Raw genomic sequence first — 23063 nt, 5'->3', positions numbered from 1 at the left:
ATTGGAAATTATACGCTGAAATCCTGGACAACTTCGTCCTCGCATCATTGTGCTGATGATTGACTTGCGAACCTCACTTCAATCCGTCTGTTTATCAACTCGGTTATTCCCTTAGCAATCATTTGAATCCCTTTCTCGATCAAGTCCTCTTCCACTTGAGAGATACTGAGACGGACCACGTTATCCTTGGCGAAGTCAGGGAGGAACATTCGCTCCGCTTGATCTACTAACACATGCTGATTCTCAAGATATTGCGCCATCTGCTTCGCCTTAATAGGTACAGGCAATTCGATGGTCGAATAGAACCCGGATAAAGAACCCGAGTAGCTGGCCTCTGCAGGCAACCAATCTTGGAAAGCTCGCTGCAGGAGGGTCGCCTTCCTGCTATACAGCTTTCTCATCCGATCGATATGCGCGTTGAACATGCCGCTTTGAAGGTAAATCTCGAGCGCGCCTTGCGTTAGCATCGGAGTATGAACGTCCGCGGCGAACTTGGCCCGCAGGAACGCTTCGCGCAATTCGTCGGGGATTACCGCTAAGCCTAGCCGGAGGCCGGGGAGCATGACTTTCGAGAAGCTTTTCACATAGATAACTCTACCTGAAGGATCGTAAGCGAACATCGGGTCATTCTTAGGGTTCGAGTCGAGGTCTCCCATATAATCATCTTCGATGATATACACATCATATTGTTGAGCTAGTTCAACAATCCTTTTCCTCGACTCATTCGTATGACTGTAACCGGTCGGGTTGTGAAACCGGGAGACCATGTAAAACAGCTTAATGTCATGATGCTTGAACAGCTGTTCCAACCGCTTCAGATCGATCCCTTCTCTCCCCACCTCTATTCCGTATGATTCCTTGCCATAATGCCGAATGGATTCAATGAACCCGGCGTGCGTGGGCTGTTCAAGACAAATATTTTGCTTGCCATTGGGAAAAGGCAGGGATACGAGCAGATGCAAAGCTTGCTGCGAACCGGATACGACATAGATTCTCTCAGGCACCGTGAATACCTGGAGGTCTTGCAAATGACGTGCCAGCTGAAATCGTAACGACTGTAGCCCTTGAATGTCAGAATACGTGAACATCTCTTCTTTGTATCGTTCTATAGCCTGATTGATGCAATGCTGGAAGTCGAGATAGGGCATCGCATGTCGATCCGGACCAGCTGATAGAAAATCAATAGTAGCGTCCGTTTCTTCCGTTTGTTCCCTTCTTCGGTATCCTTCCACGACATAATAACCGCTCTGAGGCACGGAATAGATGATATGCCTCTTCTCTAATTCGATATAAGCCTTAATCGCCGTGTTCTTGCTGCAAGCGAAATCCTGGGACAGAGCACGAATAGAAGGCAATTTGTTCCCGGGTTTTAATGATCCATCCTCTATTCGCTTCATTATCTCATCCACGATTTCTTCATAAATCATCATTCCGATTAACCCCTTTCCTTCCGAACTGTATGGGTACAATTCAAGATTAACGCCCTATAGAATTCGATCGAATGCGCTTATACTCAACGGGACGAGACTCAATCACACGAGTCTTTGGACAATTATGCTGACGATGAAGGAGGAATGCAAGATGAAGAAAGTCACGAAAGTCGTTCTGCTGTTCATTGCCATGCTGCTTACCATTACATGCTCCCTAGGTAACCTAGAGACAAACGTAATCGCTGCATCCCGAGTCAAAGAGCTTCATGCGGAAGAAATATTCCATGGAGTTCCGGGCACCACCGTTATCAAGAACCTGAGGACGAATAAGACTTACGCCTATAACCTTCAGAGGAGCAACCAGCGCTTCACGCCGGAATCTTCGTTTAAAGTCCCCAATGCATTAATAGGCTTGGAAGAACATGCGGTGGAGGACGAGTACGAAGTCAAACGTTGGGACGGAGTCATTCGGGAATTCGAAGTCTGGAATCAGACCATACGCTAGCCTCAGCAATGAGAGAATCCGCCATCTGGTATTATCAAGCGCTAGCTCGGGATATCGGTCCTGATCGAATGCAAAGCAACCTGAATCGAATCCAGTATGGTAATCAAGACATCAGCGGCGGAATCGACCGATTCTGGTTGAACAGCAGCCTGAACATCTCGGCGCAAGAGCAAGCCTCGTTCATGGAGAATCTCGTAGAAGAAACTTTACCGTTCCATGAGCAAACGATGAAAACAGTTAAACGCATGATGATCGATAACGAACAGGATGACTATACGATTCATGGCAAAACAGGGACAAGACTATCCGACCTTGGTCTCGGATGGTATGTGGGCTACGTGGAAACGGATAAAACGGAATGGGTATTCGCCACCAACGTGGACGGTAGCGGCTCGACCGCCAAGACGATAACGCTGGATTGTCTGGAGGAATTAGAAATTCTATGAGCACTTCCAACCCTGACAATATGCTGTCAAGGTTCATGCTCTAAATTAAGAAGTATACGAAGGAAAAAACACCCACATTTCGAGGAGGCAATAATAATGACAATCTCTGCACAAAAATTAAACGATGAAGCAATCTCCGAGATCTTACCTTTTCGTATCGCAATTGCACAGTCCGACTTGGATGACTTGCAATATCGCTTGGCGCATACTCGCTGGCCCGATGCGTTATCCGAAACCGGCTGGAAATACGGCGTGTCTCTACCGTATGTGAAAGAGCTGGTTTCCTATTGGCAAAATGAATATGACTGGCGCAAGCATGAAGCACGCCTGAATGAATTTCCGCAGTTCGTCACTACCATAGACGGGGCGCAAGTACACTTCCTGCATGTCCGTTCTCCCGAGCCCGACGCGCTTCCGCTCATACTCACGCACGCATGGCCAAGCTCCATTGTAGAGTTTCTAGACTTAATCGGACCATTGACCGACCCCCGGGCTCATGGCGGCGATCCGGCGAACGCCTTTCATCTGGTCATTCCTTCCGTGCCCGGTTTCGGCTTTTCCGGCTCAACCCTCGATGCTGATTGGAATATCTCTCGTATCGCTAAAGCCTGGGCTGAATTGATGAATCGTTTGGGCTACGAGAAATACGGCGCTCATGGCAGCGACGTCGGCGCGCTTGTTTCCCGTGAAATGGGCATTCAGAAACCAGCAGGGCTAATCGGCATCCATGTCCTGCAATTATTCTCGTTCCCTTCCGGCGATCCGGCGGAGATGGCAGATCTGTCCGAGAACGATCAGGCCCGCCTGCGATTTCTTGCCAACTTCCATGAACGGGCAGGCTTTAATGCCATACAGCAAACCCGGCCGTTAACGCTCTCTTACGGATTAACCGACTCTCCGGTCGGTCAGCTCGCTTGGGTCGCTGATCTGTTCAACGGGTTCGGCGATCATGTGGACTTTATTAACCGCGACGCGTTTCTGACGAACGTAACGCTGTATTGGCTAACCAATACGGTGGAATCCTCTACTCGCTTGTATTATGAAAACGCGCATAGCGAACAGACGGAGCAAGGACCGAACGCGACTCCGACAGGGGTCGCCGTGTTCGGGAATGACTTCAAGTCCATGAAGCGATTTGCTCAACGCGATAACACCAATATCGCGCATTGGTCGGAATTCGAACGCGGCACTCATTTCGCCGCCATGGACGAACCGGATCTTGTGGCCTCGGACCTGCAAACCTTCTTCCGTCGGTTCAAATAAAGAGAAGTCTCAAAATGGCCGAGCGTATCGCATGATACGCTCGGCCTTTTAATACACCATGTCCGAACAAGATCCCATCGCTCTAACGCAGAAGGAAGCTCTGTTTAAACCTTGCGGTAAGGTTTGCGATAATCATGCGGCGTCACTCCGTGCACCTTGCGAAATAACCTTGCAAAATACGAGAAATTACCGTAGTTTAAGCCGTCCGCGATGTCGCTGATACTGCGGTCCGTCGTCGTAAGCAGCTCGGCCGCTTTGCGCATTTTCTCCTGCAGGATGTAATCGGTCAGCACCATTCCCGTCTCCTTGCGGAATAGCCTGGACAAGTACGCCGGGTTTACGAAGGCGGTCGCCGCCAGTTGCTCGCGCGTCAATTCTTCGTGCAGATTACCCGCGATATGAGCCTTCACCTTCTGCACGACCGGGCTAATGGCGAGCGGCCTTAAGAACAAGCTACCCGCGGATGCGGCGATGCAACGAACCCATGTTTTAAAATGGACGACCGATCGGGTCGCCGTCTCCAAGCCGGGACAGGAACGCTCCTCGTAGAGCTGCTGCGCTTGAAGTCCTTTACGGTGCATAGCGTAATAAACGACTTGCAGCAGCGCGTGATAAGAAGCCGTTAGCGTTTCGACCGTTACCGTACCGGTGTCGAGCTGTTCGATCCAATCCTCCAGCTTCGTATCCAATTCGCGCAAAAGACCTTGTTCCAGCAAATCCGCCCAATCCAGCATGGAACTCGTCATGACGTGAGCATGCGGAGCGGCTTCTCCGCCCGAAATTCCCGTCGCATCTCCGCTCCAGATAATTCCGTTGGCCATGTTGACGTTGCGATATTCCTTGTTCAGCAACGCCAGGTAGCTATTCAGCACGTCAGTAACGGGCGTCGTATCCCCGATATAACAGGAAAGCCTGCAATAGAAATAGCTGTTGCAAGCATCCCGATATTCGCGGCAGCGGGCTTCGAGTTCTTCCCTCGTCGCCTCCGTCTCTCCTTGGTGCAGCACGACAAGAATGTTGCCCCGATGATCTTGTATCACGTTACCGGGAATGCCGAGCAGCAACACTTCTTCGGCAGCCTTGCGCAGGGCGAATTCCATGATCAACTCGTCGCGCTCGTTAAGAGGTTTCTCCCAGCTCTCGACGCTAATCAAAATCAGTCGCAGCTTTTCCACCGCGCCGAGTGCCATATCGTACGCCGCTAGCGATCTCGCAATGGACTCGCGGTCCATCGAAATTCTGCGCTCCAGCAGATCCTGCCAGAATCTCTCGATGAGCATCGGCTTGCGGCTGTTCCACAGCTCGACGATCTTGCCGTATTGGTCGTCCGTCTCGCTAATGCGCCTTTTCTCCGTTACTCTCGAAATCGCGTTCAGCAGAACGTTCTCCAGTTCCGTATAAACGACGGGCTTCAATAAATATTCGAACCCGCCGAGATGCATGGCTTTCTGAGCGTAAGCGAACTCGGAATGGCAGGTTAGCACGACCGTCTCGAGTTGCAGCCCACGTTCCTTTACCCATTCCATAAGCTCGAGTCCGCTCGTCTCCGGCATCTCGATATCGCAGATCACGATGTCGATCGGTTGTTCTAGCAATACCTGCTGGGCCATCGGAGCATGATAGGCTTCATAGACCTCGTCGACCCCGATTTTCTCCCACCTGACCCCGGAGCGCAGTCCCTTGACCGCATAGATTTCATCGTCGACTATGAGCACTCTTATCATTCTAAGCCCCCCTTTATACGGCTTTGTTGCGCGGCAACGGTAACCGCAGCATGATTAAGGTTCCTTGCGGCACGGCATCCGCGAACGTCATTCTGACCGGCGCTTTATAGTAGAGGCGACATCTGCGAACTACGTTCCACAGCCCCAGGCTCCCGTCGCCAGGCTCCAACTCGTGAACCTTCTCTTGAAGCCTTATGACCTGTTCCTCCGGGATTCCCTTCCCGTTATCCTCCACCTCGATGAGCAAGCCGCGCTCCTCCGCGTCGTCTACCGGCGATATTTTCACCCGAATCCGAAACGGACTTTCCGTACGAATGGAAAATCCGTGCACCATCGCGTTCTCGACGATCGGTTGAATAATGAGCGGGGGAATTCCCGCCCCCTCCACGGAAGGATCCACTTCGAAATCGAACTCCAGCGTCTCCGGAAACCGATACTTCTGAATCGATAGGTAATGATAGATATGCTCTACTTCCTCCTTAACGGTTATCGTAGATAGCTGAGTGCGCGTCGTGTACCTGAAATACCGCACCAGATGCAGCGACATATTCTGAATGACCTCGTAGTCTCGCATTTGCGCCAGTTGGTAGACGATATTCAACGAATTCATGAAAAAATGAGGGTGAATCTGAGCCTGCAAATGCTTGAGCTCGGCTTTCTGCGTGCGAATCTGCTCCTCGTAGATGTCGATTTTGAGATGCTCGATCTGCTGTGCCATCCCGTTAAACGTCTCTTTCAGGGTGATGAACTCCTGCAGCTTATTGTCCTCCATACGGACGCTGAGATCTCCGGAACGGATTTTGCGCATCCCTTTAATGAATTGATGGATGGGCTTCACGATCGAATTTTGCAGAAAAAATAAATAGAGACCCAGCATGATCGCCGCGAGCATCGGAATGAGATAAGTCAGGTTTCGGAAAAAGGGCAAGCCCTCCAGAAGCGTTCGTTCGGGCAGCATAAGCAAGAGATCCATGTCGGCCATCCTCGAACTCTTGGCCACGAGCAGGTAGGGCTTATCCAGGTTGACGATATTGTAAGCCGCGCTACCGTCGTCCAAGTAAACGCCTAAATCCACCGATTGGAGCGCATGGCGGATGGGAGCTCCGATCGTCGATAGAGGTTGGCCCCGACCGGATACGAGCAGCGCTTCGCCCTTGCCTCCTTGACTTAACAGCCTCATCGGCTCCATTAGCCTGTTGAGATCGACCCAAGCTCCGATGTAGGAATCGTAATGCGTATCCACGATTCTCAGCAGGGCATACTCTCCGTTCTGCACCACTAGCTCCCAACGCGAGGAGTTGCCGGACTTTTCTTCCGTTAAAATGGCCTTAAGCTTCTGCTGTATGATTTGCTTGCGTTCATAAGTAACGGACTGCTGCTGCGCCACGAACAGCTCCTCGTATTTCGAACCGTATGCGAATAACACATCGGCCGCGTCGTAGTAGTTAATATTCAAATTCAGATCGTTCGTCGCCTGCGTCGTGGACAAATAGTACTCCCAGCTTTCCTTGTCGTACTGGCTAAGCGAGATCAAGCTCTGATCCTGCTCCGCCGTTTTGTACAAGTAATTCTCGATTTCCCCTAGCACCTGGTCCATATCGTTCATGTACATGGTCAGCATGTTTCTATTAGATTGAGCGACTTGGGAATGGACGACCTTCGTCGCGTATAGGTTGTTCCACAATAGCACGATGACCAGAGGTACCGTGACGAGACCGAACCCGATAATCAGCCTGGAACGCATCGTTGCTTGTCTCATCGTCGTATTCCTCCCTCCCTGCTGCGTCCATAACCAAAGTCGCAAGTCCAACCCTTTAACGTCCGCTAACCAACCACTCGTCGAGCTGCCGTTGCTTCTCCGCCACGACTTTATCCGCCCCGGCGGCTCTCAGCTTCTCCAAGTACATCGGCATGATTTTCTCCGGATCCTGCGCTCCCGTATTCAAGGCCGGCATCATTTCCTTCTCGACCAGGATTGATGCCGCGATTTCCGTCTTCACCCGTTCCGGATTAAAGACGAAGCCGAGCGCTTTCGATTTGTCCGCTTGCTCGTTGAAGCGGCGATATTCTTCCCACAATCCCGGATTCTCGTTGTCCCATAGATAGGAGTTCAACTGGTTGCCGAACATCCACGGCTGGTTCAAATTATAGCCGACCGTCTTGGCGTCTACGCCGGGAGGGTATTGAATGACGTTGTCCTTCGTCTTCACGTAATGTACGCCTTCTACGCCCCAATCCAGCAAATTCAGCAAATACGGATCGGTATAGAGAAGGTCGAGGAACATCATCGCTTTCTCGGGATGCTTGGCGTTGCGGGTAATCGCGAACATCGCGCTCGTCGTATCGGCCGTCGTCGTATACGGTTTCGTCAGCTCGACGCTTACCATCGGATATCCCGTATCCCGCGAGGCTTGAATTTCGAAGCCGGGCTTGAGCGACTCCGCGTAGGCGAACGCATTGCCGGCCTTAACGGCATCGTACTCGTTATCCTTCGACGTCGTGGCGTCGGCGTTCAGATAACCCGCGCGATTCCATTCGTACATCAGCTTCGCGTATTCCATTAATTCGCTCGTCTCCGCCAAGTTTACGACTTTCGTCGATTTGCCGTCGCGGTTCAGAACGCCGGGGCCTTCGCCGAGCATATCGAATATGCCATACTGCATCATGAACGTGAGCGGGCTTCTGTCCGCGCGCGCTTGCAAGGGAGCCATGCTCGGCTCGGCGGTTTTGATCTTATCGAAGATCGGACCGAAATCGGAAAGCTTGCGCACCTTCGAGAGATCGATGTCCAATTTGTCCACGATATCCTGACGAAGGACGAGTCCCTTGCTGGAGGCGAACTCCTTGTTGGTCACGATTCCGTAAATGCTTCCTTTCACATTGCTCGCTGCGAGAATGGAAGGATCGAGAATCTCGCGAATCCCTTCCCCGTATCGGTTAAGCAAATCCTCGAGCGGCAAATATCTGCCTTTGGCGACCTCGTCTCCGAATCTCATCCAACCCGCGGTGAACAGAATATCGATCTGCTCGCCCGAAGCGAACATGAGGCCCGTCTTATCCCACCAAGCTCCCATATCTATCGTCCGTATATCCAACGTCGCGTTGATTTTTTGCATCAAATATTCGTTTATCGTTTGCTCGATGAGTCCAAGATCCTTCGGAACGTTACCCGCGGGAAAAACCATGACGAGCTTATCCGTATTGGATGTATCCCGCGCCGGCTGGGGAGAAGCCTCGGCGGTCGAAGTCGTGGAAGTATTCGCGGGTTCCCTCGACTTTCCGTCCCGGCCGAGGGCAACCGCTGCGATGATCGCGATGACCACCAATAATATCGCCGCTATGTATGGAAACGCTTTCCCTTTTACCTTGAGTCGCATAGTACCCCGTCCTCTTATCGCGTGAAGTTCGATTCCTCATCATACAATGCCGCCCGTTCGAGCCGCTACTCTTATTGTAACCTCTACTAGTAAAATTGTGACCTTCGGGAATATGCTAAGCTTGCTTGACTATGTGGTAGCGTTCGGCTGGATCGACGCTTTCCGCCGGCTGTAGCTATAGATTTTATTGCGGCTCGATTGGTGGAGGTGGCGTAAGCAGGTGGTGTGCGATCGCCATCCTGCTGCACTTTGGCGCCATAAACGTGTGCCGGGAGAGGCGCGCGAAAGTATATAGTTGCAGCTCATTTGGCGGGGGTAGCGTAGATTGTAGCTATAGATTTTATGGTTACGGCTCGTTTGGCGAGGATGGCGTAGGCTGTAGCTATACAATTTATGGTTGCAGCTCGTTTGGCGGGGGTGGCGATGGCTGTAGCTATACAATTTATGGTTGCAGCTCGTTTGGCGGGGGTGGCGATGGCTGTAGCTATACAATTTATGGTTGCGACTCGTTTGCCGGGGGTGGCGTAGGTTGTAGCTATACAATTTATGGTTGCGACTCGTTTGCCGGGGATTGGAGTAGAAAACCCTCTCCGCCGATGGCGAAGAGGGTTTGGAGCTTCTTACCAGCCGCTGTTGCCGGATCCCCTTACGATCGTATAGAGATTGCCCGGATTGTTTAAGCCTCCGGATGCGGCTCCCGTGACGGTAACGCCGGAGAAATTGCTCGTTCCGTTCACCAAATCGAAGTTCAAGCCGTAGCCCCCAGCTCCGTTGATGGAAACGTTCTGGAATGTGACGTTCGTAATCGTTTTGTTCCAACTGAATTTAACCCCGTCGTAGGTGCTGTCGTTAATCTGCACGTTCTCGACGATAACCGGAGTCGTTATCGGGTGAATGTTCGCGAAAATCCATATGCCGCCAAAGCTCGTGTTCCAGTTGTTTTCCCATCCGCCCGTCCGGTTGAGCGTATTCCGGCGCACTTCGGTCGTCCCGCTAAACGGGAGCGTACCTAAGGTAAAGTCCCGAGTGCTGATCGCGATGCCCGCGGCCGCGACTACCGTATCCGAGCCGATGTTATCGAGCACTTTGTTGTCCATCCCGCCGTATATGGCATAAGTGTTCGCAAGGACCGGAATTTGCGCGGTATTAAAGCGGAACGAGCAATTCTCGTTGGGATTGCCTTGCGACCACATCGCGAACGCATCGTCCCCCGTATTCCTCACGTTGAAATGGCTGATTGTCGTATTTTTCACGCCGCCGCGAAAATTCACCCCGTCCGCCCAGGTATCGCGAATTCTTCCTCCGACCAAATAAAAACCGTTCGTTGCCGGAAGCAACCAGACGCCTACCTTCATATGCTCGACCCAAACGCTCTGGATAAGCGATCCGGTTCCGAAGTTTCCTTCGAAAGCGGCATGATCGTTAGAGTCGTTACGGTACAGCGAATCTCCCGAAACCGCAAAATCGATCAGCTGTACGTTATTGCCCGTTCCGTAAAAACCTCCCTTGCCGTTCGTTCCCTGAAGGGTCGTGTGCCACATTCCGGCTCCGCGGACGTGAATGTTGTCGACGTTCACGCGATCGTTCATGCGGAACGTTCCCGCCGGTATCCACACTCCCGCCTTGCCCGTCGACTTGGCGTTCGCGATGGCATCCCGGATGGCTTGTGTATCGTCCCCAGCGTCGTTGGCCACTGCTCCGAAACTCGTAATGCTCACGAAGTCGGCAGGTGCCGAATATGCCGCATCCGCTTGTTCCAGGTCGATCAGGTCGATCGTATAATAAGCAGCCGAATCTCCGGAATCCTTCTGCAGCTTCACGGTCGCCCCGGCCGGGATGTTGGTCACCAGGAAACGACTCTCATCGTAAAAATGATGCGGTTGAACGCCTGCGGGATTATCGTCATACGGGTAATTGCCATAGGTCCAGGCGTATTTCGACGACAGGTACAGCGTCTGGGTTTTCGTTCCGTTTACGTACAAGCTAAGCGTCGAGTTCGTTCCTCCGCCGCCTGCCGAGTCCGGCATGCTGTAGCGAACGACGATGGAGTTGGCAGCCTGCGGCGCGCTCCACTGCACGTAATGTCCGGTCGACGTCAGCTTAACCGCCCTGCGCCCGGACGATTCCGACTCTACCGTGGCATAAGTGCGATTGGCCGCTAACACTTGCGCGTTCGTCGTTCCGGCTTCCGCCTCCAGCTCTTGGTAAGGAAGCGTCGCTCCCCTTGCGGCTAGCGCAATCCCGCCGGTCACAGAAACGTAATCGAGATTGACGTTGCCGGTATTCCCGCTATCGTATTGATAGCTGATAGTATTGAGGCCCTTGCGCAATGGCAAGGCTTCCGTCTTGGACGCCCAAGCCGTCGCCCCTCCCGTATTCGCAAGAGAGGTCGTTACGGCGAATAAGCCATTAACGTAAACGTTGAGCGTCTTCGCGCTACCCGTTCCGTTCGCGTATCGCAAATCGACGTTCACTGTCGCCGCGGTCCCCGCGTTAACCGTGAAGATCGCGCGCGCTCCCGTTGCCGTGAAGTTTTGCAAATAGTTCGAGGCCTTCGTCACGCCGCCCGAAACAAACTGATCCTCCGCCTGATACACGCTCGAAGACCCCGGCGGCGGTGTTGGTGTTGGTGTTGGTGTTGATGTTGGTGTTGGTGTTGGTGTTGGTGTTGGTGTTGGTGTTGGTGTTGGTGTTGGTGTTGGTGTTGGTGTTGGCGTTGGTGTTGGTGTTGGTGTCGAGCCAGCGGCGACTTGGATGCGATCCAGGTTCACGTTGCCGGAGTCCGCGGAATCGAATTTGTAACCGATCGTATTGTTGCCGGCGTTCAACGATACCGTTTCCGACTGCGTACCCCACGTATCCCAATTCGCCGTGGCGGCAAGCGATATTTGCTTCAGCTTCGTGCCGTTAACGTATAGGCTTAACGTTTTTGCCGAGCCGTTGCCGTTGGCGAATCGGAGCTCCGCCGTATAGCTTCCCGCGGCCGATGCGTTTACCGTGAACTGAGTCTGCGCGTTACCTTTGTTTCCGTCGACGTAACCGCCGACGAAGCCCGTTCCGCTATATCCGCCGTGATCCGCGGCAATTGCGGCTCCGCCGTACAACGCCGCGCTTTCCGCTTCGTAAATGCCGGCAGGCGGCGGAGAAACCGTATCGACGGATAAGCTATCCAGATTAACGTTTCCAAGATCGGTCGAGTCGAATTTATAGGCAACCGTGTTGTTGCCCGCGTTAAGCGTTACGGTTTCCGTTTGCGTCGTCCAGGAATCCCAATTAGACGATGCCGGAAGGGAAACCTGCTTAAGCTTCGAGCCGTTAACATACAAACTGAGTGTCATCGAGCTACCCGTTCCGTTCGCATAGCGAAGCTGCAACGTGCGGCTACCCGCCGCCGCGGCGCTCACCGTGAACTGCGTCCGAGCATTTCCCTTGTTCGTATCGGTATACCCTCCGACGAAACCGGTACCCGTATATCCGGTATGGTCCGTCGACGTTACCGCGCCGCCGGACAACGCGGCGCTCTCCGCTTGGTAAACCGTTGGAGCAGCGCTCACGACCCCGTGCTCGGGGCTAACGATTACCGTCGTCGTCCATAACAAAACCGCCAACATAATAGCTATCCCTTTTTGCGACACCGACCAGCCACTTCTAGCGCTCATCATAAAATGACCTCCTCCGATTATTAGGTTTTGCTAGATTGATCCCGATCGAATTACCGGAAACGGATTCCCCCTCTCGTTATCGCGCGATTGCCAAGCTTGATGTAAGCGCTTTACACATATCTTGCGGCAACGCTTCGCATAAAACTACCAATATTGTGCAGAGAAATAGCGTTATTGTGACCGTAGCGCGTTTACAGACCAAAAAGAGGCCGCCGCATAATGCGTCGACCTCTCCTTTTGACGACTCAACCGAACTCAGAACACCTGCTTCCGCCAATAAATCTAATTCATGAAGCCGACGGCTTGAAGCATTCTCTTCAACGCGACGGTCGCTTCGGCCCGGGTAGCTTTATCTTGAGGAGCAAAGCTATCCGAAGTCTTTCCTTTCATAATTCCTGCCTGGACCAGTTCCTCGACGGATGACCGTGCCCAGCTTGCTATTCGCGAGCCGTCCTTGCCGAAGACCGCCGTCTCCTCGACGATAGCAGGCTTCGCCTGAGTCAATCGAATCGCATTGGCTAGCATGACCGCCATTTCCTGACGGGTAACCTCCCTGTCGGGAGCGAAAGTTCCGTTCGTTCCGCCGCTGATGATGCCGAATTCGGCAGCCGTTTTTACCTGATCGGCGTACCATGCGTTCGACGGCACATCCGCGAAGCGACCTGTCGTGCCGGCCGTAACCGTAGCATTGAGACCTAGCGACCTGACGACTAAAGCCGCGAATTCAGCCCTGCTGACATTGCGGTTCGGCGCGAATTCGTTAGCCGACACTCCGCTCGCAATCCGTTTGTTCGCCATCAACGCAATGTCTTCCTTCGCCCAGTGCGCCGCGATGTCCCCGAAGGAAACATCGGATACAGCGACTGCGTAAATGCTGTTCGTTGCGCTCTTCACCGTAACGACGGTACGGCCGTCTACGACGGAGAACAAGGCAGGCACCGTTCGGAATAGCCCCGTCGCAAGATCGAATACAATCACGGATGAGCGATTGTCGTCCAACTCTCCTTCGACGACGAACGCTCTCGTCACGAATTGCTTACCGAAGCTGTGAATCGGCTTAAAGGTACCTCCCGCTTCCAGCGCGAGCTCGAAGGACACCGGCTTACCGGCGATGCGAAATCCTGCCGAGCCTGCCTTTTCTTCGACATCCGAAGCAATAGTCTCGGATACGGTGGACAGCTTTATGTTCAATTTTGCGCCTGCGGCAATCTTCTCAAAACCGGCCGATTCAAGGATCGCAATGATATTCGACGGAAGCTCGTAGCTTAGATCGCCGAATTTCAACACGATCTTGGCATTCGGCAAAGACGAAGCGGCCTTCCGTAACGCGTCGACGGTAAAAAACGCTTCTCCCGTTCCGTTGCCGGAGGAGAGGTCGATCAAGATTTCTTGCTTGCCCGCGGACACTTCGGCGTTCAACTGAGCGTCTCGGTCGGCATTCGCGGGAAAGAAGACTCCGCTTCCGCCGTTCGTCGGACCGCTTTCCTCCTCTTCTTCCTCATCCGGCTGCGTGCTTGTCGTCCGAAGCTCGAATGCCGCCCCCATCGCATTAAAGACGGAGCCTACCTTTGCGTTGCGTAGGATGACGTTGTCCAGCTCGACCGAACCTGTCACGCTGCTATTAACGTGAATACCCCAAGTGCCGGCTCCATCCACGACGTAGTTCTGAATGAGGATCTTATGATTCGCGTTCGCGATAGCATTAGGGCCGTTAATGTATAAGCCTTGATACGTGCTGTCTAGAGCCGTGTTATCGCGGATGACGATATCGGCATCGATAGCTTTGTCGCCAGTAAAAATCCAGATCGCGCCGAAGTCCTGACTCCAGTTATGCTCTCTTCCCCCGGTGCGAATCAAGGTATTCCGTTCGACCGTAGTCGTACCGTCGAAGGCGACCGGATTAAATCGGGTGGACACCGCTATACCCGCTCCGAAGCCGACCGTATCGGCCAAGACGTTGTCCTGCACCTTGTTATCCCGTCCTCCGAAAATCGCCACGTTATCCGCAAGCCAAGGAAGCTGTATCGTGTTAAACCTGATCGTATTTCCGCTCGTGCGGCTTTCTTCCTCGGATACGCCTTCCGGCTTCTGCGACCATAGCGCGACACTGTCGTCGCCGGAATTCCGAATGTGCGTTTGTTCGATCATCGAGTTGCTGGTACCTGTCGTCAAATTAATCCCATCCGCGTAAGTGTTCCTAATGCGTACGTTACCGACGTATAGGCCATTCGTCGATACTCCGGCTTCGCTGCGCATCGACCAAATCCCAGCCTTCGCGTGCTCGATCCACACGTTCTGAATGACTGATCCCGTTCCGAACGTCCCGTCGAAGCCCGCTTCTCTTTCTGCGTCGCGGCGTGCCGTCACGTTTACGTCTAGCAGCAAGTCATATACGCGAATCTTGTTGCCTTCCGCGATGAAACCCGCTCCTTGCAAAGTCGTGTGCCACATTCCCGCTCCGCGAATCGTTATATTGTCGACTTGAAGCGGACCTTTATCCAGAAGGAATAATCCTGCAGGGATCCACAAGCCGACGCCTTGCTCCTTGGCGGCTGCGATAGCATCCAGGAACGCATCTCCATCGCCGTTAGCATCGTCCGCTATCGCTCCGAAATCGGCAACGGACAGATAACCGTCCGGTTTCGCGTAAGCATCCGCCGCTTGCTCCAATTCGACCAAATCTATCACGTAGTATTGTGCCGCGTCGTCTCCGTCCTTCTGCAGACGAATCGTAGCCCCAGCCGGTACGTCTCCAATCAGCTGATGCGATTCGTCAAAGAATCGATGAGCATCGCCATCCGCTGGATTATTGGACCAAGGATATTTGCCGTACACCCAGCTATGCTCGCTAGTCAACCGAAGCTTACCGCGACTCTCTCCGTTGACGTACAGGGATAATGTCGCATTCGCGCCTTCGCCCGTCTCCGAATCAGGAACGATATATCGAACGACCAAGGAATTCGCTTGCTTCGTCGTCTTGAACTCGACGTATTGTCCGGTAGCATCAAGCGTTACGGCTTCGCGACCGGACGCTTCGGAGGTGAACGTCTTGAATGTCCGGTCCTGTTGCAGTAGCGTTCCGTTCGTCGTACCATGCTCTGCCTCATAAGTCGTAAAAGGTAAAGTCGCTCCTCGGTATTGTTTGTTCACGGAACCCTTCACGAGCAAAGCATCGATATCGACTTGACCGGAATCGCCGTCATCGACCTGCAGCGCTACCGTGTTCATTCCGGCGCGTAGGGACAAGGCGATTGCCTTTCCGGAGACTGCCGAGCCTGTCGGCGAGAAGGCGACGGATTCCGCTTGCTTCAAGCCGTTCACGTAAACGCTGAGGCTTCTCTCTCCCGCGGAAGCATTCCGATAACGAATGGTAGCGTCATAGGATTTGGCTTCTTCCGCGTTAACGGAAAAGAGCAAAGCGGCATCCACGGCGGCGAATCCGGTCGCGACGCTTCCGTTAGCCGTCACTCCGCCTGTCATGAATGCGTTCTCCGCTTCGTACCGGGTTTCGCCGGATACGGGTTCCGCTAACCAATGGGCTTCGATCGCCCCATCAGACAGAGCCTGCGATGTCGCTCCACCCGATTCGCCGAGCGCCAAGTAATGGCTTTCAGCTGCCGATGCGTTGCTGATCGTGGTGTAGCCAGCGTGGGCTTCGAGCTTCCATTGGGAAAATAGTTCCGCTCCATTATTGGAGGCGGTCGCCGCGCCGTTGTTGTTCAAGGCGAGGAAATGGCCAGTCGCGCGGTTAACGAGCCGTTTGCGACCGTTATAATCCTGCGGCATCCACTGCGACGAAGCATCGTTCTCCGAAGCTTGAACCTCCGTCACGATCGCGCCGTTACGTTCGATCAAAGCTTTACCCGTCAAGGCGTCCGTGATTCGAACGTAATTGGTTTCCGACAATGCAGGTGTCACCGCGTTTGCCGGGCCGTTATCCCAAGGTACGTTTACTGCCTCCGCCGAAGCGTCTTCGAATATCCATTGGACGCTAGGGCTCTCCACGGAACGTAGCTCATATTGCGCATAACCTTGCGAATCCGCCGTATGAATATAGGCATCCTTGAATCCGTCCGCTTCGCTGCGAATCAAGTACACGCCCGTTTCGGTTCCTTTTTCCACGGTCCAGTTTGCTTTGTTGTCGTTCACTACGGATGAAGCCGTCGTCTCCAAATAGCTTTGCAGATTTGCGATGGAGATGACGTTACCCGTAGCCCGATTCTCGATGCGCTGCGTACCGTCTGCCTTTTTCAAAATCCAATGCGATGACGCGTTATTCGCTTCCGGATTGCCGTACAAGACGACGTTGTTGCCGTTTTCGTACAAATATTGGCCGGAAGCTTTGTTCTTGATTCGAATGTTTCCTTCGGGAAGAGCGATCGGCGGGTTCGGGGTACGCTCGAGAACCCACTTTGCCGTGCCCCAATCCGAAGGTATGTCGCTTGCCTGGCCGTATCCGGTTTCGTCTTCGACGTGAATAACCGCGTTGCCGTTCCAGTCATTATTAAACACTTTCACGTTGTCCGTGCCTTGAACGCCGTACACCGTCCATTGAACGCTCCCCCATGTCGGATCGAGGTCCAAGCTTTCCAACGGGTCAAGGTGGCCATCCGGATGGTTGATCGGATCCCGGTTGATATGCTCGTTCGTAATGAAATGTCCCGTCGCGCGATTGACGATCAGCGTCCCTTGGCTACCTTGTTGAAGAGCCCAATGCGAGGTTTCGTCGGTCGGCTCGGGCTGGCCGTAAGCTACTTTTCCATCCGCGGCTTCATAGAGATAAGTTCCCCGGTAGTCGTTCTTCAACCGATAAAATTCCGCGGTTTCCACGGTATCCGTTACGGTCACGAACTCCCATTTCGGACTGCCCCAAGTCGCGTTGACTACTCCGTATTGCGCATGCTTCAGTTTATTTTCGACGTTGATATAGTTGCCCAGTTCGTCCGTTAGGCTGCCGCTGTCGTCATTCGCGCCTCCGTTCTCTTCTCCGGGCTTGCTGATCAGCTTCAATCCTTGGCCGTTGGTCGCTATTTTCCAATCTCCGTCCGTGGAGTCTGGAGCCAAAGCCGAGGACTTGAGAGCGTCGCGGGCATTAGCGCCTTCTCCGGAATTCAAGTAATGGCCGGTCGCATGATTCTTGATCCGCTTCGCGCCGTCCGCATCCTCGATAAGCCATTGCGCGTTCTGATCGGAAGCTTCGACGTTGCCGTATTTCACGAGGCCGTTATCCTCATAGAGATACAACTGCAACCAATCGTTCTTGATTCGCACAAAAGGATTCGCGGGCGGCGTCGGCGGGGCGGGATCCTCCAGCTTCCATTGCGCGCTTCCCCATGTTGCTTGCGCCCAATTATTTCCTTGCGCGAAGCCGTCCTGGTTTTGCACGTTCACGAAGCTGTTGTCGCTAACAACGCTTCTGAAGGTCACGAAGCCTTCCACTTCGTTGCCTTGATCGGTTTTGGCAGCTTCTTGCTTCCATACCGCGTCCGCTCCGAGAGATGTCGTCGTAGCTAATGGGGTTGCGCCTACATAGTCGACACTAGTTGCGTACTTACCCGTAGCCACGTTTCGTAAGCGCTTTCCATTTGTCGCGTCTATTACGATCCATTGGGAGCTCATGTCCGTATAGACAGGGTCGCCGTATTTGATCTGACCGTTATCTTCGTACAAATAAGTACCCTTCCACTGGTTCTTGACGCGCTTAGGCAGCGAGTCCGACGCTGGGGCGATCATTTCCTCCGTCACGGTATAACCTGTCAAATATTGTCCCGTCGAACGATTGCGATACTGTTTGTTCCCGCCGTTTTCTTCCACGAACCAATGCGAGGCGGTATTATTCAATGCGGGATTTCCGAATATGAAACTTCCCGCTTCCTCGTATAGATACGTGCCGTCGACAAGGTTGGCTATTCTAACCGGCGCTGTTTCCTCTGCCGGTTCCAGCTTCCAAGTCGCGCTTCCCCATTCCTTCTGCGCCCATCCGTTGCTTTGAACGTACCCGTCCCGGATTTCAAAATTCACGATCCAAGCCGCGTTTCGAGTGCTTACGATATTCACTTCGCCGGGTTTATTCGCAACGTCCGCGATGTCCCAAGTGTCCGAACCCGTAGATGGAGCCGCCGAACTTTCCAGCGGCCTCGTGATGTTCTCGTCGGTCACGCTCTGCGAATTCAAATAATGGCCGGTCGCGCGGTTCTTGATCCGCTGATGGCCGTCTTGGTTCTCGACTAACCATTGCGCATGCGGGTCGTTTACCTCTGTGAATCCATAACGAACTTTGCCGTCGGAGTCTTCGTAAAGGTAATGCCCTTGCAGAGTATTTTTGATCCGGAAGTAGTCGCTTCCTCCTGTGCCGTTATCGTCGTCCGCGCTGGCCGATAACGGGGGAATCATTATTATAAGAGCCAAACTCAGAGCAAGCAGCCTTCGTAGAACCTTCATCGTCCATCCTCCTTGTCGTATGTAGAGCTAGTATTCAATTGGTTAAAAGACATCTGCTCGGTTCAGCCGGCTGGGGAGAATTACCCGGTTTCGCCGGGTAATCCGGCGGGATTCGGTCCACCGAGGCTGAATTACCCGGTTTTGGCGGGTTATTCGGCTGGATTCGGTCCGCTGAGGCGGAATTACCCGGTTTCGGCGGGTTACTCGGTCGAATCTAGCCCGCTGGAGTTGAATTAGCCGGTTTCGGCGGGTTACTCGGCCGAATCTAGCCCGCCGAGCCGGAATTACCCGGTTTCGGCGGGTTACTCGGTCGAATCTAGCCCGCCGGAGTGGAATTACCCGGTTTCGGCGGGTTACTCGGCCGCTTTCGGCTCGCCACGGCGGAATTACCCGGTTTCGGCGAGTTATTCGGCTGAATTTGGCCCGCCGGGGCGGAATTACCCGGTTTCGGCGGGTTATTCAGCTCGACTCGCCCGCCGAGGCGGAGTTACCTGGTTTTGGCTGAAATAGTAGAACCCCGTTCCGCTATTTCAGCCGCTACAGCACATACGCCCCGCCGTCAGCGGCACTCACGCCTACCCCTTAGTAGCGCCGTCCGCCAGCCCCGAGATCAGGAACCGTTGCAGCAGCAAGAACACCGTCGCGATCGGAATCGCGATGAGTATCGTGCCCGCGGCGAATATGGTGAAGTTGTTGGCGAACTTGTCGTTGATGAAGTTGTAGAGTCCGAGCGCCAGCGTGAATTTCTCCGGACTGCGGATGATGATGCGCGGCGTAAGGAAGTCGAAGAACGGCGCCATGAACGTGAACAAGGCAACCACCGCTATGATCGGCCTTGCGAGCGGCATCAAGATGCGGAAGAAGATCGTCATGTAGCCGGCTCCGTCCATCTTGGCGGATTCATCCAAATCCCGCGGGATCGTATCCAAGTATCCCTTTACGAGGAAGACGTTCATCGGAAGTCCGCCGAATACGTATACCAAGATCAAGCCTGTAAAAGTATCCAACAGGTTGACGGTATTCAGCAGCAAATAAATCGCCACCATCCCCATGAGCACCGGGAACATCTGCAGTAGCAGGAACGTGTATATACTATTTTTCCGACCGACGAACCGAAATCTCGAGAATACGTACGCCAGAATCGTCACCAGACACACCGAAGCCAATCCATTGGAAACCGCCACAATCAAAGTGTTCTTATACCACAACGTGTAATCGCTCCGCGGATCCGAGAACAGCCAGCGGTAATGCTCCAGCGACCAATTGTCGGGTATGAGTTTCAATGAGAACAGGCTCGTGCCGGGATTCAAGGACATGCTGAACGCCCACACCAACGGATACAGGATCACGGCGAACATAATTAGAACGATCAAATAAATACCCGACACTTCCAGAGCGGATTTTAGGGAACGTTTCATGCTAGTACATATCCTCCTCTCGGAAAGAACGGGTTTTGCGGAATTGATAGAAGGCGAAAGCAGCGACGACGATGCCCATAATAATGGAAATGGCCGCTGCCATCTTATAGTTGTTCTCGTTAAACGTCAGGCTGTACACCCAGGAAATAAGAATGTCCGTGGCGCCCGAGTTTTGGCCCGATACCGGAGGACCGCCCTTGTTGAACAAGAAAATCAAGTTGAAATTGTTAAAATTGAAGGAGTACTGCATGATGAGCAGCGGAGCGGTCGCGTACAGGACGTGCGGCATCGTGATGAAGCGGAACTTTTTCCACCGGGACCCTCCGTCCACGTCCGCGGCCTCGTACCAATCCTTGGAGATGCTCTGCAACACGCCGGTTATGAGCGTGAATACGTAAGGGAAGCCCAGCCACACTTGAATGCCGATGATCGCGATTCTCGCCCATAACGGATCCGAGAGCCACGGGATGGACAGACCGAAGTGGGAGAAAATATCGCGATTGATCGCGCCGAAAGTATCGTTGAACATCGCCGTGAACACGAGCACGGTCATGAAAGAAGGAACCGCCCAAGGCAAAATAAGCACGGTGCGGATCACCCGCTTGAACTTGACCCGGTTGTCGTTGATCAATACGGCCAGGAAGAAGGCAAGCGTGATTTGCAAAGTCGTCGCGACCAACGTCCAGACGACCGTCCAGGATAGAACGGAGAGCAAGCTCTTGCTCCAAACCGCCTCCGTGAAGAGCGCCTTGAAGTTCGCGAAGCCGACCCAATCCAGCAGATGCGCGGGCGGGGAATTGTATAGGTTGTAGTTGGTGAAAGCGAGCGAGATCATGAACAGCAGCGGAAAAATAACGATTAAAGCCATCATGATGAAGTTAGGAACGACGACGAAATACGGGAAGCCGTGCTCCCAGCTATCTCTGAATGCTTGCCTGACGGACGGAGTTCGGGTGCCTTGCTGCCGTTTCTTGGCGTCTTTGAACGCGTCCGATAGATTAATAGCGTACAAGCCTAAGAAGATAACCCCAATGATGACGGATAAAATACCTTGAACGAGCAGGCTGCGAGAATCGTCTTTCTCGGGCGTATCTCCGAGATCGATCAAGCCCGCGACTCCGTGAATAACGGGTAAAGTCAGCGCGATAATCAAGCTTAAGCCTATGATCAAGAATGCGAATCCCTTGATCCAACGACGATTATAAAGCTGTCCCAATCCGGGAACGAGAGAGAGCAGGAGCGCTACAACGGGATTATGATTTTGATGTCCGCGTGGGATCGTCTGTTGTCCGGGCGCGTTCTGGATGTTCATGTGTTTGGTTCACCTTCCATAGCCCGGTAGGTAAAGGAAAAGGGACTACGGAGAGCCCCTTTCCCTTGCCTACGGCTGCAGTATCGTTATTTCGCGCCGGCCATCTTCATCTTGTCGCTAACCAATTGGACCGCATCGTCGAGCGACGCTTGAGCGTCCTTGCCCTCGGTGATGAATTTCAGCGCATTAGCCATCGGATCCCATACGTGATCCAATTCGGGAACGGTAGGGAACGGTATGCCGTATTGGATTTGGCCGGAGAAGCCGGATACGAGCGGATCTTCCGCCAGAATCGGGTTGCTCAGCACGTTCTTGACCGGCGGCACTTCGCCAGTTTGCTTAAAGTACTCGAGCGCGTTCTCTTCGTTCGTCAGGAAAGCCGCAAAATCCGTTGCCCATTCCGGACTCTTGGAAAACTTGGATAACATCCAGCCTTTGACTCCGATGAAGGAAGTCGGGTGAGCGCCGCCATCGAGAGTCGGGATCGGAACTACGGCAAGATCGTCGCCCAGCGCCTTTTTGTAATCCGTAATTGCCCAAGGCCCGTTGATGACCGCGCCGACTTTCCCTTGCGTGAACAATCCGCCGACAACGTCGCCGTTGACGCCCTTCGGAAGGTATCCGTTGGTGAACCAGCTTTGGATCAGGTTGGCTCCTTTCACGGCGCCTTCTTTGTTCAAGCCGATATCGTTAATGTCATAAATTCCGCTGTTATCTTTGAAAATATAACCGCCATTACCGCCCATGAAAGCCCATGCGTAGTAGAAGTTTGCCGCTTCGAACAAGAAGCCGTACTCTTGTTTCTTAGCGTCCGTTTTCTCCTTCATGATCGTTTCCAGCTCGGCCATCGTTGTCGGAGCCTGCGGGACGATTTTCTTGTTGTAGAACAAAGCGTACGTTTCGGTTACTAGCGGAAGACCGTACAGGACGCCGGCTTGGCTAAGCGCCGCTAGAGCTTCCGGTGTATACGTGTCTTTGATCGCGTCGGTCGTCTTGACCTCTTGCACGAGGCCTTTCACCACAAGGCTGCCGATTCCCGGTTGGTAGAACAAATCCGGGCCTTTGCCTGCGGGACCGTCAAGCGCGAGAACGTCCGGCTGGTCGTTCATCGCTACCGGCTTGATGTTGATCGCGATACCGGTTTGCTCGGTGTATTTTTTGGCTGCCGCTTCTATGACGGCCAGCTTGTCTTCGCTCGTGTCGGGCCAGATCGTAAGCTCGGCCGGTTTAGGCGGCTCCGTGCTGGTTTCGCTGGCAGGGGCGCTTGCGCTTGCCGATTCTGATGGAGCAGCCGCTTCCGAGCTTGCCGGAGCGGACGAGTTGCCCGCGTTGTTGCCGTTGTTATTGCCGCCGCACGCCGCCAGCGACGAAGCGACTAGCATAAGACAAAGCGTCATGAGCATTTTTTTGCTTTTTAACATGTTGAAACTCCCTTCTCTTTGTGGACCCGTTAGTGTCGTCGCCCCCCGGCCGTTGCCGCGGTTC

10 protein-coding genes and 1 pseudogene are annotated in these 23063 nt (G+C 53.4%); 2 read left to right on the top strand and 9 right to left on the bottom strand.

The genetic code is table 11. From position 1 onward, the window contains the following. Positions 1 to 44: 44 nt before the first annotated feature. Complete coding sequence (locus tag DFP95_RS05865; RefSeq protein ID WP_115991863.1) at positions 45 to 1427, bottom strand: aminotransferase-like domain-containing protein; 1383 nt, start codon at positions 1425 to 1427, stop codon at positions 45 to 47. 154 nt (positions 1428 to 1581) lie between these two features. Between DFP95_RS05865 and blaOXA the strand changes: the two are divergent. Continuing rightward, a pseudogene (gene blaOXA, locus DFP95_RS05860) lies at positions 1582 to 2381 on the top strand (class D beta-lactamase). 96 nt (positions 2382 to 2477) lie between these two features. Then, a complete protein-coding gene (locus DFP95_RS05855) occupies positions 2478 to 3644 on the top strand; it encodes an epoxide hydrolase family protein (protein WP_115991639.1) in 1167 nt (388 codons plus the stop codon). A 104-nt stretch (positions 3645 to 3748) separates the two neighbouring features. Here DFP95_RS05855 and DFP95_RS05850 read toward each other — a convergent pair whose 3' ends face one another. From DFP95_RS05850 to DFP95_RS05815, 8 genes are all read right to left on the bottom strand, one after another. After that, on the bottom strand, positions 3749 to 5368 hold the full coding sequence (locus DFP95_RS05850) for a response regulator transcription factor (protein ID WP_115991638.1): 1620 nt from the start codon (positions 5366 to 5368) through the stop codon (positions 3749 to 3751). A 13-nt stretch (positions 5369 to 5381) separates the two neighbouring features. Then, positions 5382 to 7127: a cache domain-containing sensor histidine kinase gene (locus DFP95_RS05845; RefSeq protein WP_115991637.1), complete on the bottom strand. Its 1746-nt coding sequence runs from the start codon at positions 7125 to 7127 to the stop codon at positions 5382 to 5384. Between the two features lie 55 nt (positions 7128 to 7182). Further along, positions 7183 to 8745, bottom strand: a complete 1563-nt coding sequence (locus DFP95_RS05840; RefSeq protein ID WP_115991636.1) for an ABC transporter substrate-binding protein — start codon at positions 8743 to 8745, stop codon at positions 7183 to 7185. 620 nt (positions 8746 to 9365) lie between these two features. Continuing rightward, on the bottom strand, positions 9366 to 12404 hold the full coding sequence (locus tag DFP95_RS05835) for a carbohydrate-binding protein (RefSeq protein ID WP_220376332.1): 3039 nt from the start codon (positions 12402 to 12404) through the stop codon (positions 9366 to 9368). A gap of 285 nt (positions 12405 to 12689) precedes the next feature. Further along, positions 12690 to 18848, bottom strand: a complete 6159-nt coding sequence (locus tag DFP95_RS05830; RefSeq protein ID WP_115991634.1) for an S-layer homology domain-containing protein — start codon at positions 18846 to 18848, stop codon at positions 12690 to 12692. 575 nt (positions 18849 to 19423) lie between these two features. After that, positions 19424 to 20266 (bottom strand): sugar ABC transporter permease, encoded by an 843-nt coding sequence (locus DFP95_RS05825; protein ID WP_115991633.1) that lies wholly within the window; start codon positions 20264 to 20266, stop codon positions 19424 to 19426. A 1-nt stretch (position 20267) separates the two neighbouring features. Then, positions 20268 to 21578, bottom strand: a complete 1311-nt coding sequence (locus tag DFP95_RS05820; protein ID WP_115991632.1) for a sugar ABC transporter permease — start codon at positions 21576 to 21578, stop codon at positions 20268 to 20270. A gap of 86 nt (positions 21579 to 21664) precedes the next feature. Then, on the bottom strand, positions 21665 to 22999 hold the full coding sequence (locus DFP95_RS05815) for an extracellular solute-binding protein (RefSeq protein WP_115991631.1): 1335 nt from the start codon (positions 22997 to 22999) through the stop codon (positions 21665 to 21667). Positions 23000 to 23063: the final 64 nt, after the last annotated feature.

The sequence above is a fragment of the Cohnella lupini genome, assembly GCF_003386205.1.
GTDB classification, from domain to species: Bacteria; Bacillota; Bacilli; order Paenibacillales; family Paenibacillaceae; genus Cohnella; species Cohnella lupini.
The sequence above is the reverse complement of the archived record's forward strand: the minus strand, read 5'-3'. Positions and strand labels throughout refer to the sequence as shown.